The organism is Streptomyces calidiresistens (assembly GCF_014141525.1).
Classification (GTDB): domain Bacteria; phylum Actinomycetota; class Actinomycetes; order Streptomycetales; family Streptomycetaceae; genus Streptomyces; species Streptomyces calidiresistens.
In genome coordinates this window covers 1-9,432 of the sequence record NZ_VKHS01000129.1, presented here as the reverse complement: position 1 = coordinate 9,432, position 9,432 = coordinate 1, and the positions used below count along the sequence as shown (strand labels likewise).

The window sequence follows — 9,432 nt, the reverse complement described above, 5'->3', positions numbered from 1 at the left end:
CGGCTGGGGTGTGTCGGGTGACGGTGGGGGCCAAGTGGGATGTGTCATCGTCCGAAGGGGTCGGCGCAGAGTGGATGGCTGCCGCCCGCCTCCCCGCACCGTGGGCGGGCGGCAGCCGCGACGTCCCGCGCCATGGTGCGGGGCGTCGGTTCGTGGGGCCGATCAGGCGGCTGTGTTGCGGGGGGCGGAGTCGGGGAGGCCCACCAGGCGTAGGGCCCTGCCCCGGGTGGCGGCCTCTGCTCGGGCCACTGCGCCCAGGCGGTAGAGGGGGCGGCCGTCGGGGGTGAGGCCGGCGGCGGCGAGGTGTCGGCGTGCCGCCCAGTTGCTGACGGCGGATGGGCTGACTGCGGCGGCGCGGCCTCGGGAGGCGATGCGTCGCCAGATGGTGGCGATCTCTGCGGCCTGAGCGGTGGTGAGGAGGGGTTCGGTGTCCACGTCACCTCCCCCGAAACGCAGCGCGGCCCCCGCTGAGGGCGGGGGCCGACATACGTGTGGCGCTGGCATCCATTTCACGCTACGGAGACGATCACGTCAAGGACGTCCTCGAATTTCTGTTCGAGCAGGTGCCCGCCACCCCTGGCGGGGGTGACGGGCACCTGCCGTTGGGACGCCTCGCCCGATTACCCGATGTTGGACAGTCCGTCCGGGTGGGGGTCGTCGCAGTCGAGACGCGAGTGCGCCTGTTCCACGGCTTCGTACGCTCGGATCAGGGCTGCTCCGATGCCGTCCACTCGGAGGCGATCCACCGTGCCTTCGTGCATCTCCTGGTGGGCGTGGACCAGCAGGTCATCGGCGGTGGCGAGTTCCATGCATGCATCCCGGAGGAGGCGTCGCACTCCTTCGCCCTGGTGGGGCACATCCGGGGCGATGCGTCCCAGGCGGCGGATCGCTCGACTGATGGTACGGGAGTCCACTCCGTCGCCGTCCTCCTTGGGCACCGGCAGTTCCACCGGGATGGGGAGGAGCGTGGCCACGTGGGCCAGCGCCAGGTAGACCCGTGCGTAGAGCCTGAGCATCCCCATGAGAAGGATCTCTTCTCCGTCGGCCATTTTGACCCCTCTCTGTTGAGTTGGAATGGATCGGAGAGCGGGGTTTGCGGCCCCTCTCTCTTGATGAATACCCTACACCCCTAGATGGGAAAAGGCAACACCTGTTTCGGGGGCCCCGGACACACGGGCGCCCCCGACCCTGGCGGGGTCGGGGGCGCCGGCGTTCAGGTCACTCCTCCTCGGGCGGGGCCGGTCGCTGCCAGCACTCCTCCTCGTGCTCCTCTTCGCACAGCTCGGAGTCGATGAAGTGGGCGGCACCCTGGGCGAGGACGGTGTTCAGGGTGATGGCGTGCACCCGCAGCTCGACGTACTGCCCGACCCCCATGTCCTGATCGACCATGAACAGCAGGTCGCTGGCGGCCTGGAGGTGGCAGCACATGGCCCGCAGGTAGGTGCGGACCATCCGCGACAGCGGCAGGTCGTTCGCGAGTTCCGCGAGTCGCTGAACGGCGTGGTCCGCCTGGTCCAGCGCCGAGGGACCGGCGAGGTCCGGGAGTTCCGGCAGCCGGCAGGGGACGGGGAGGATTTCCCCGACGTGGAGCAGCATGCCGTAGGTCTCCGCGTAGTGCGCGAGCGCCACCCCGAAGCTGCCGTGGGGCTGGTCGGCCATGTTGACCTCTCTCTGTTGAGTTGGGATGGATCGGAGATCGGGGTTTGCGGCCCCTCTCTCTTGATGAATACTCTACACCCCAACAAGGGAAAAGGCAACACGGGATTCGAGGGTCAGCCCCGGGTGTACGCGCCGAGGTTCGCCAGCGCGTCACCCACCGTGCTCCCCAACCAGGCGTCGGACCCTCCCTTGGATCCGTCGGGGCCGGGCCAGCGCCCCTTCGACTTCAGGGCCCGCAGGGAGCCGTAGGCGGGCATCCCCGGCATCTCGGCCAACTCCCGGGCGGTGTAGAGCTGGTCGGGCTGGAGGCCGGAAGGGGCCGGCCTGCGCTTGTGGGCGCGCACGAAGCGCGCGACGCTCCCGGCGTCGTAGGTGTGCGCGCGCCCCCTGTTGCCGACCGGGGCGGGCCAGGCGGGGTGGCGCCGCCAACTGTCCCGTACCGTCTCGGGGGCCACGCCGTACTCGGCCGCAATCTCCGGGATCGTGAGACTCGGCGGCGACACGTGCTCTACCATGGGTGCATCCCTCCGTGGAGGCTTCCTCTATGTGAGTTGGATGGATCAGCCGGTGAGTGTTTTGCGAGGGCCCCCGAGCCCTGGGCTTCGGCCCGGCACTCACCGGCTTTCTCGTGCGTTCCACCCTACAGACCGAGCAAGGAAAAGGCAACACGCTGCGAGGGGAAAGGGGAGCGCCCCCGACCATGGGGGCGGGGGCGCTCAGATGGAGGGTGTTTCCCGGTGGACTAGTTGAGCCGGGACCACAGCAGCATTGACCTGCGCTGTGCCCGGATCAGCAGGGAAGCGCACCCGTCGTACCGGGTGGGCGTGATCCGGCCGGATTCCTGCAACTCCTCCCGAAGGAGTTCCAGCAGGTCGGCGGCGGCGAGCCAGTCCACGCACGCCCCGTAGAGGGCGTTCGTGTCATCCTGCGCCATGGTGACCCGCCCGGAGATTTCCGCGAGCCGCCGCACCGCCTGAGTGGCGGTGGGAACGTGGATCGCGTGCCGCTCCAGGGGAAGACCGACGCCGATGGGCAGCATTTCCGCGATTGCGACGAGCGTTGCGTAAACGCTGTGCAGGGTGGCGGCGAGACCGCCCACCATGTGCTCGGCATCATCAGCCATGATGACCCTCTCTCTGTTGAGTTGGGATGGATCGGAGATCGGGGTTTGCGGCCCCTCTCTCTTGATGAATACCCTACACCCCTAGATGGGAAAAGACAACACCCGTTTCGGGGGCCCGGACACACCGGTGCCCCCGACCCTGGCGGGGTCGGGGGCACCGGCGCTAATCACCCGGCCAGGCGTTCCAGCTTGGCCAGCAGGCGGGTGAACTCCCTCTCCGTGAGGTTGCGGGTTTCACCGTCGTTGGTGACGCCCGTGACCAGCGCGTTCCCGGCGATCATCCTCGGGTGGTTGAACCCGATCGCCAGGCGGGACGCGGGGTGGTTGACGACGAGCGGGTTGCTCGCCTCGTCGGCAATCCACATGTCGATCCCCCGAGTCAGTCGCACCACGTCGACCGTGGAGCACCGGAGTGCCGCGTAGAGGAACGGCAGGCGGTGCGCGCGGTTCGCGGGCACGTCCACCTCGGCGAACGCGCCGGTGGGGGTGATGAGCAGCGCCCCCGGGATCGGGAGGTGGCCCATTCCGTAGATGGAGAGCATGTCTCCGCCTCTCTCTGTTGAGTTGGGATGGATCGGAGATCGGGGTTTGCGGCCCCGCTCTCTTGATGAATACTCTACACCCTTAGATAGGAAAAGGCAACACTCGTTTCGGGGGCCCGGACACACGGGCGCCCCCGACCCTGGCGGGGTCGGGGGCGCCGGCGTTCAGGTCATCCGTCCGTGGACTCCCCCCACTCCCCCGAGTGGTCCTCGGGGCAGTCGAGTGCGGCGTCAAGCTGCTGGAGAGCCCTCACGGCCACCATTGCCAGGATCTTGCAGCCCTCGGAGCGGAGGTCTGCAATCCGTCCGTGCTGCTGGTGCTCGTGCATGGTGAGCGCGAGCAGGTCCGAGGATGCGTGCAGGTAGGTACACGCCCCGTTGAGCATGGTTCGGACTTCCGGTGACATCGGCAGGGCCGAGCTGGTCTCCATCATCCGCCCCACGGCCCGCTGCATCTCCTGGATGGAGACGGAGGGGGTCTCCTCGCTGGGGACCGGCAGGACGTACGGCACGGGCAGGAGCGTCGCGACGTGCGTCAGGATCTCGTACGCGGACATGTAGACCGCGAGCAGGATCTCAATGCGGATTTCGTCGTGATCCGACATGGATGCCTCTCTCTGTTGAGTTGGGATGGATCGGAGATCGGGGTTTGCGGCCCCGCTCTCTTGATGAATACTCTACACCTCTGAATGGGAAAAGGCAACACGAGGCCCGGGGGAGGATCGGGCAATCTCGCTTGACGATCGTCAAGTGACTGTGTATTGTTCTTGTTGTCGGCAAGGGGCCGACACGGAAAGGAGGTGAAAACGTGGACCGGATGGATCAGATCCTCGTCGCTGCGGAGCGCCAGGGCTTCAAGTGCTTTCAGGCGCACAGCGGGATGTGGATCTTTTCTCGCGGGATGGTGACCCTCACCATCCACCACACCCCCATCACGGAGGGTGAGTGGATGGACATGCTCAACGCGCTGCGCGGAGCCGGGCTCATCTTCCCCGAGGAGTGATCAACGCGGGGGGCCGCAGATGTGGTGCGGCCCCCCGCTCATCCGGACCGTACACCCCGGGCCGACAGCCCACCACGAGAAGGAAGGAGAGAACGATGGAGGAGTGGCAGGCGGTGGCCGTCTTCCGGGCCCCCGAGGTGCCGGAGGACGGCCGCCGGCACCTCGGGGAGTTGTTCCCCGGCACCACGGTGCACGACGCCCGGACCGGGCGTCTGACGGCCACTTGGCGGCTGCGGGCGGACGATCTGCCGGCCGCCGCGGAAACGGCCCGGGCCCGGGTGGCGGAGGCCGCGGCGTCCGGGTTCGCGGAGCCCGTGGATCTACGGGTGCGGTCCGCCGAGATGGCAGAGGTGGAGATCGCCCACCCCGGCCCGCTGGAGCTGTGGGGGAGCGGAGAGGTCGCCGGTCACCTCTCGGTGTCCCGGCAGTACGTCGCGCAACTGCTGGAAGGGGACCCCCGGTTCCCCCGCCCCGTCGCCACGCTGCGCGGCGGTCACGTGTGGACGGCGGGCAGCGTGCGGCACTACACGGACCTCTATCGGTCCTGACGGAGCACGGGAAGGGGGGCACCACCGAGGTGGTGCCCCCCTGTTTCTGGTGTTTCTGGCTCAGCGACGGCGCCAGTTCGTCAGCCGGTGGTCCCGGCCGACGTCGGCGGTCAACCGCATACCGGGCAGGTCCCGGGGCTCGACGTCCAGCGCCCGGGCGATCTCGGCGGCCGGGTACCGCTCCGGGTCCCCGGCATCGTGGGCGTCGGCCACGATCTCGGCTTGGTCCCCGACGGTGAGCAGGACCCGCACGTCGACGGTGTGGGACGGCTCGGGCATGACCATGGGAGTTCTCCTCTCCGGTGAGCTGGTGGGATGGATCAGGTGGTGGAGACGGGCCCGCCGGGGCGGCGTGCTCCGTCGGCGGCCGGCACTTTGCGTGCCGGACGGTGTTCCGGGGAGCGCCCCGATCGGTCGGGGTCGGGGCGCGGGGCCTCACGGTGCGTTCTCCTCCCGGGTGTTCCAGTTGGCCAGGAGCAGCAGGGCGGTTCGGTGCAGGGGCGGCATGACCTCGGCCTGGTGCCGGTCGTACTCCTCCCCGGTCAGCAGCCGGCCGCACGCGCCGCACTCGATGTAGGCACTCCAGTCGATCTCGACCAGGCCGAACGCGCCGCAAGGGCATGGCGCCGGGAGGGAGCGGCGACGGGGCACCACGGAGGTGATCGACCGACAGGTGCGTACCAGTGCGCGCAGTTCCGTGGTGAACGCGGTGACCTGTGGGGTGCAGCACAACCAGTCGATGTGCCGGTCAAGCCAGCCGCACAGCGCCTCGATGTCGGCGCCGGGCGGGGGTGCCGGGCGAGCGGGGCGGCGCTCGGCATCCACGGCCGCGGCCCAGTCCCCCAGGGTTCCGCGCAGGGTCGGTGCATCGTCCTGGTCCTCGTGGTGGGCCGTAGGGCTCCCGGCCGGGGAGGCGGGGCCGAGGAAGGACAGCACGCGGGTGCGCACCGGTGTTCCGGCGCCGGAACGGCCGGCTCGGGTGCCGGTGCGCGGGCCGGTGCGCTCGGGGTACACCGACGCCTCCAGGATCGGCAGGTGGCGGGGCAGCTCGGCCAGCCAGGCGCGCAGTCGCATCCCGCAGGGGAAGCACGCCACGCGGCCGCCGGCGGTTTCGGCGGAGAGGAGGGTTCTGGTGCAGGTGGCGCAGGTCACGGGGCTGCTCCCGGGGGTCGTGCCGTTGGTGCCGATAGTGCCAGGTGGCCGGGACAACCGGGCCGAACGGTCCAATGGTCACGGGCTGCCCTCGATGGCGTCGGCGGTCGGCTGCTCGGATGGCCGGGGGGCGGAGTGGTGGCATCGGCACAGGCACTGTTCACCGGTGTACTCGTGCGTCCGACGACAGCGGTCGTGCAGGTACGCGGCACGCTCGTTCAGGGTCTCGGCGATGCGGGGGTGCCGGCGTGCCGTGGTGGTGCAGGCCGCCGCCACCTCGCAGGCGCCCGACAGGTACGGCCGCACGGGGTGGACGATATTCAGCAGGCGGGCGGGCAGAACGGGCCCGTCCTCGGCTTCGGGTTCTGCGGTCGGCTCCCGGCTGCTCCGGGCCCGGTTCTCGGCATCCTCCAGGCGGTCGTAGAGGGAGTCGAGGTCGTCGCTGGTCAGCTGGTCGATCGTGAGGCGGGTTCTCGGAGGTGCCTCGGTGGTCGGGGGTACGGGGGGCCGGTGGCCGTCGTTCGGTTCGGGAGGTGGGGAGGTGCCTGCCGAGAGCTGCGCGAGCGCCTGTTCGGCGGCGCGTCGGCGCACGGCGGGTAGGCCGGTGTCGCAGCAGGACTCCCGGCCCCGCCCCGGGCTGGGAGGGTCGATGTCGTCGCCGTGGTACCGGCATCGGGCCGGGAGGTGGTTCAGGGCCGCGCGGATGTCGGCCGCCGGGTGGGGCATCGGGACTCCTCGGGTGGGGGTTTCAGGGGTGGTGGATGATGCGCATCCCGGAGGCGCGCACGGTTCAGCGCAGGCCGCGCCGGCTGAGGTGGTCGTGGTGGTCGGGGCGGCTCGGCAGGATGCAGTGGTGGCAGCGGCCGGAGAGGTCTCGCATGTGCCGGTGGCAGGTGCGGGGACGCAGCAGGGCGCGGAGTGCGGTGATCATGTCGTCTCGTGTTTCGGCAGCGGCCGGGGGGCCGGGGTTTCCGGCCCCCCGGGCGGTTTCAGTCGAGGTCGTCGACGCGGGTGGGCCCCAGCGGTGTGGCGTCCACGAACGCGGGGAGATCCATCGGCTGGTCGTAGAGGAAGAACGACTGGTTGGCGCCGATGGTGAACTCGAGGTAGGCACCGGTGGTGGCGTCGATGGCGTAGTAGGCGTTGCACTGGCCACCGGAGTAGTAGGCGCCGTCCACGCCGGGGGCGGGCACCACGACCGGTGACTGATAGGGCGTGCGGATCTCGTAGTTGGGCGTGAGCATCGCGCAGTAGGAGACCGGGGGGCCGACGGTCACGAAGTAGCCGTAGCCGGCGCCGTTCTGGATGTAGACGAACGCGAGTTTCCCCGGTTCGTCCCAGGTGTCGATCCAGGCGTTGATGGTCTCCCGGGTGGGCGAGTAGGCCATGCTGCCCGCCGGTTGACGGTCCACCAGGCGGTCGTAGCCGCTCTGGCGGGTCTCGGCCTCCCGGGACTGGGAGGAGGAGTTGGTGTCGCAGGCACTCAGCAGGAGGGCGGCGGCGGCCGCGGTGGCGGTGATCAGGGAGCGGGTCAGGCGGTGCACGAGGTCTCCGAGGCGTCGGGATCGAGTTCGGCGGGCAGGTTGGTGTCGCGGAAAGCGGTTCGGTGCTCCTGGCGGGCCAGGGCGTTGTAATCCGCGATCAGGGACACGCGGTTGGCCGTGACGGCGGTGATGCTGCTGTGGATCCGGTCGGCGCGGCCGCTGTCGGGGGCGACGACGTCGAGTTCGGCGCGCAGCGCGGCCAACTGGCCCTCGGCGCCCTGGACGGCTGCGCACAGGTCGTGGAACTCCTCGTAGGTGGCCAGGCGGAACGACGCCGAGGCCGTGGTGCGTTCACCGACTGCGGTTTCGCCTCGCCAGTCGGCCGTCAGACGTTGGCCCCATCCGGTGGTGAACAGCAGGACCAGGGCGAGGGCGACCAGGAGGCCGATCGCGATCAGGGACAGGGCGAAAGCGCGGCGGGCGTGCGCCAGGGCGACGCGGGGCCTCACCGGGATTCCTCACAGTTGGGGCAGTTCCCGCAGGTGCGGCGCTGAATGACGACCTGTTGCGCGCCCTCGGCGAAGGCCCGCACGAGCCGCGCCCGGTGCCACAGGGCGTCCTCCAGCAGGGCGGCGTGGGGAGCGCCGGGGTGCAGCTCGGCCAGGTCCTCCAGGGCGGCGCGGGCGGAGTGGGTGAGAGGGCCGCGGTGGGGTTCGAGGAAGGCGCCGCGGGCTGCCCGGAGGCGACGGCGCAGGTCGGTGATCATCGGTTGTGCTCCTTGTCGTTGCGGAGGTTTCGGTACTCGTTGACCGCGACGAGCGCGGTGCCGGAGGCGGCGAGGAGGCCGGCCGCTCCCCACACCGGTTGACCTTCGGCCACGGCGACCACGGACACTGCGGTCATCGCCACCGCGATGACGGCCGGGGAGATCGGGTCGGCTCCTCCAGGGGCGTTCACCACGGCCCGTGTTCCCGGCGCCGGTGTTCGTGGTTCTGGCCGGACGCGGCCCCGGAGGTGCGCTGCGCGGGGCCCTCCCATCCGCAGGTGCACACCGGCCGCCAGGAGGTGCGGCCGGGGCAGCCGGCCGGAGGGCGGCCGCCGGGGCCGGGGCGGGCGTGTCGGCATGCGGTGCCGTCCGGGTGGATGGCCACGGCCCGTTGTGTCTGGCGCTTCACGGGGTGCCCCCCTTGCGGATGAGGTGCACGAAGGCGTCGACCACGCACGCGCCGTAGGTGTGGGCGGTGCCGCCGAGTACGAGGGCCTGGCGCTCGGCGGTCTGGAGATTCTCGTATTGCTCGCTGGTGGGGTTGGCCAGGCCGGCGAGTTCGACCGTGCGGGCCCGGGCGTCGCGGGCGCGGTCGAGCTGGGTGCGCAGGTGCGTGAGTTCGTCGAGGCGCTGCCACTGCGCGAGTTGGGGTGCGGAGTGCAGTTCGGGCAGGGCCTCGGGTATGAGCCAGCGGCCCGCCTGGCGCCGCACGAGGCTGCCGCGTTGCGGGTGGCCGTTCAGCAGCAGGAGCGTGGCCCGGGTGGCGGCGGTGGCGTAGGCCATGGCCGCGTTCTCGTAGCGCTCGGTGAGGTCTGAGACGAGGCGGTCGTAGAGGCCGCCGATGTCGCGCAGGGCGGCTCGGTGGGGGGCGTGACCACCGACCACCGTCTCGATGTCGGCGACGCGGCCGGGGAGGACGGATTGGGCGGTGGCCAGGACGGCGGTGTGGGCGATGGCGTATTCGTTGGCGGCGCAGGCCAGCGCGGTCAGGGTGAGGAGGGTGTCGCCGTAGGGGCCGTCGAGGTCGGTGTCGGTGATGGCGGAGGGGTTCGGAATCACGGGTCCTCGTTGAGATCGGGTGGTCATGACGGGCGTCGACGCCAGGGCATCGGACGGCCGGGGTTTCGGGAGCCGGTGCGGGGACGGCGGGGTCTG

Annotated in this window: 19 protein-coding genes; 2 read left to right on the top strand and 17 right to left on the bottom strand. The window is 70.5% G+C overall.

Annotated elements, in window-relative coordinates:
- Positions 1 to 162 precede the first annotated feature (162 nt).
- The 7 genes from FOE67_RS08335 to FOE67_RS08305 all read right to left on the bottom strand — a co-directional run bounded on the left by FOE67_RS08335 (position 163) and on the right by FOE67_RS08305 (position 3,929).
- Positions 163 to 435 (bottom strand): MerR family transcriptional regulator, encoded by a 273-nt coding sequence (locus FOE67_RS08335; RefSeq protein WP_182662046.1) that lies wholly within the window; start codon positions 433 to 435, stop codon positions 163 to 165.
- A gap of 185 nt (positions 436 to 620) precedes the next feature.
- Entirely contained in the window at positions 621 to 1,049 is a 429-nt protein-coding gene (locus tag FOE67_RS08330) for a hypothetical protein (RefSeq protein WP_182662044.1), read from the bottom strand.
- Positions 1,050 to 1,218: 169 nt separating this feature from the next.
- Complete coding sequence (locus FOE67_RS08325; protein WP_182662042.1) at positions 1,219 to 1,659, bottom strand: hypothetical protein; 441 nt, start codon at positions 1,657 to 1,659, stop codon at positions 1,219 to 1,221.
- Between the two features lie 113 nt (positions 1,660 to 1,772).
- Complete coding sequence (locus FOE67_RS08320) at positions 1,773 to 2,174, bottom strand: hypothetical protein (protein WP_182662040.1); 402 nt, start codon at positions 2,172 to 2,174, stop codon at positions 1,773 to 1,775.
- Positions 2,175 to 2,401: 227 nt separating this feature from the next.
- A complete protein-coding gene (locus FOE67_RS08315; protein ID WP_182662038.1) occupies positions 2,402 to 2,782 on the bottom strand; it encodes a hypothetical protein in 381 nt (126 codons plus the stop codon).
- A gap of 167 nt (positions 2,783 to 2,949) precedes the next feature.
- Positions 2,950 to 3,324 carry a DUF3846 domain-containing protein gene (locus tag FOE67_RS08310; RefSeq protein WP_182662036.1) on the bottom strand — a complete coding sequence of 125 codons (375 nt, stop codon included), beginning with the start codon at positions 3,322 to 3,324 and terminating at the stop codon, positions 2,950 to 2,952.
- Between the two features lie 170 nt (positions 3,325 to 3,494).
- Positions 3,495 to 3,929 carry a hypothetical protein gene (locus FOE67_RS08305; protein ID WP_182662034.1) on the bottom strand — a complete coding sequence of 145 codons (435 nt, stop codon included), beginning with the start codon at positions 3,927 to 3,929 and terminating at the stop codon, positions 3,495 to 3,497.
- A gap of 203 nt (positions 3,930 to 4,132) precedes the next feature.
- Between FOE67_RS08305 and FOE67_RS08300 the strand changes: the two genes are divergently transcribed.
- Together FOE67_RS08300 and FOE67_RS08295 are read left to right on the top strand one after the other, a co-directional pair.
- Entirely contained in the window at positions 4,133 to 4,327 is a 195-nt protein-coding gene (locus tag FOE67_RS08300) for a hypothetical protein (RefSeq protein WP_228473683.1), read from the top strand.
- Positions 4,328 to 4,422: 95 nt separating this feature from the next.
- Entirely contained in the window at positions 4,423 to 4,875 is a 453-nt protein-coding gene (locus FOE67_RS08295; protein ID WP_182662032.1) for a hypothetical protein, read from the top strand.
- 60 nt (positions 4,876 to 4,935) lie between these two features.
- Here the strand turns inward: FOE67_RS08295 and FOE67_RS08290 are convergent, their stop codons facing one another.
- The 10 genes from FOE67_RS08290 to FOE67_RS08245 form a co-directional block, all read right to left on the bottom strand.
- The gene (locus FOE67_RS08290; RefSeq protein WP_228473682.1) at positions 4,936 to 5,160 is read right to left on the bottom strand and encodes a hypothetical protein; all 225 of its coding nucleotides are present in this window, start codon (positions 5,158 to 5,160) and stop codon (positions 4,936 to 4,938) included.
- A gap of 150 nt (positions 5,161 to 5,310) precedes the next feature.
- Positions 5,311 to 6,027: a hypothetical protein gene (locus FOE67_RS08285; RefSeq protein WP_182662031.1), complete on the bottom strand. Its 717-nt coding sequence runs from the start codon at positions 6,025 to 6,027 to the stop codon at positions 5,311 to 5,313.
- Positions 6,028 to 6,105: 78 nt separating this feature from the next.
- Positions 6,106 to 6,753 (bottom strand): hypothetical protein, encoded by a 648-nt coding sequence (locus tag FOE67_RS08280; RefSeq protein WP_182662029.1) that lies wholly within the window; start codon positions 6,751 to 6,753, stop codon positions 6,106 to 6,108.
- 64 nt (positions 6,754 to 6,817) lie between these two features.
- Positions 6,818 to 6,958: a hypothetical protein gene (locus FOE67_RS08275; RefSeq protein ID WP_182662027.1), complete on the bottom strand. Its 141-nt coding sequence runs from the start codon at positions 6,956 to 6,958 to the stop codon at positions 6,818 to 6,820.
- A 58-nt stretch (positions 6,959 to 7,016) separates the two neighbouring features.
- Positions 7,017 to 7,571, bottom strand: a complete 555-nt coding sequence (locus FOE67_RS08270) for a hypothetical protein (protein WP_182662025.1) — start codon at positions 7,569 to 7,571, stop codon at positions 7,017 to 7,019.
- On the bottom strand, positions 7,559 to 8,020 hold the full coding sequence (locus FOE67_RS08265) for a hypothetical protein (RefSeq protein ID WP_182662023.1): 462 nt from the start codon (positions 8,018 to 8,020) through the stop codon (positions 7,559 to 7,561). Before FOE67_RS08265 ends, FOE67_RS08270 begins: the two co-directional genes overlap by 13 nt.
- On the bottom strand, positions 8,017 to 8,277 hold the full coding sequence (locus FOE67_RS08260) for a hypothetical protein (RefSeq protein ID WP_182662021.1): 261 nt from the start codon (positions 8,275 to 8,277) through the stop codon (positions 8,017 to 8,019). The genes FOE67_RS08265 and FOE67_RS08260 overlap by 4 nt, the downstream gene beginning before the upstream one ends.
- Positions 8,274 to 8,468, bottom strand: coding sequence for a hypothetical protein (locus FOE67_RS08255; RefSeq protein ID WP_182662019.1), 195 nt, complete (start codon positions 8,466 to 8,468; stop codon positions 8,274 to 8,276). Before FOE67_RS08255 ends, FOE67_RS08260 begins: the two co-directional genes overlap by 4 nt.
- Positions 8,465 to 8,686 (bottom strand): hypothetical protein, encoded by a 222-nt coding sequence (locus FOE67_RS08250; protein ID WP_182662017.1) that lies wholly within the window; start codon positions 8,684 to 8,686, stop codon positions 8,465 to 8,467. The genes FOE67_RS08255 and FOE67_RS08250 overlap by 4 nt, the downstream gene beginning before the upstream one ends.
- Complete coding sequence (locus tag FOE67_RS08245; protein WP_182662015.1) at positions 8,683 to 9,336, bottom strand: hypothetical protein; 654 nt, start codon at positions 9,334 to 9,336, stop codon at positions 8,683 to 8,685. Before FOE67_RS08245 ends, FOE67_RS08250 begins: the two co-directional genes overlap by 4 nt.
- Positions 9,337 to 9,432: the final 96 nt, after the last annotated feature.

Bases quoted from the DNA above. Each gene is read 5' to 3' on its own strand.
- FOE67_RS08330 (WP_182662044.1), bottom strand. From the start codon at position 1,049: ATGGCCGACGGAGAAGAGATCCTTCTCATGGGGATGCTCAGGCTCTAC.
- FOE67_RS08325 (WP_182662042.1), bottom strand. From the start codon at position 1,659: ATGGCCGACCAGCCCCACGGCAGCTTCGGGGTGGCGCTCGCGCACTAC.
- FOE67_RS08320 (WP_182662040.1), bottom strand. From the start codon at position 2,174: ATGGTAGAGCACGTGTCGCCGCCGAGTCTCACGATCCCGGAGATTGCG.
- FOE67_RS08315 (WP_182662038.1), bottom strand. From the start codon at position 2,782: ATGGCTGATGATGCCGAGCACATGGTGGGCGGTCTCGCCGCCACCCTG.
- FOE67_RS08310 (WP_182662036.1), bottom strand. From the start codon at position 3,324: ATGCTCTCCATCTACGGAATGGGCCACCTCCCGATCCCGGGGGCGCTG.
- FOE67_RS08305 (WP_182662034.1), bottom strand. From the start codon at position 3,929: ATGTCGGATCACGACGAAATCCGCATTGAGATCCTGCTCGCGGTCTAC.
- FOE67_RS08295 (WP_182662032.1), top strand. From the start codon at position 4,423: ATGGAGGAGTGGCAGGCGGTGGCCGTCTTCCGGGCCCCCGAGGTGCCG.
- FOE67_RS08290 (WP_228473682.1), bottom strand. From the start codon at position 5,160: ATGGTCATGCCCGAGCCGTCCCACACCGTCGACGTGCGGGTCCTGCTC.
- FOE67_RS08280 (WP_182662029.1), bottom strand. From the start codon at position 6,753: ATGCCCCACCCGGCGGCCGACATCCGCGCGGCCCTGAACCACCTCCCG.
- FOE67_RS08275 (WP_182662027.1), bottom strand. From the start codon at position 6,958: ATGATCACCGCACTCCGCGCCCTGCTGCGTCCCCGCACCTGCCACCGG.
- FOE67_RS08260 (WP_182662021.1), bottom strand. From the start codon at position 8,277: ATGATCACCGACCTGCGCCGTCGCCTCCGGGCAGCCCGCGGCGCCTTC.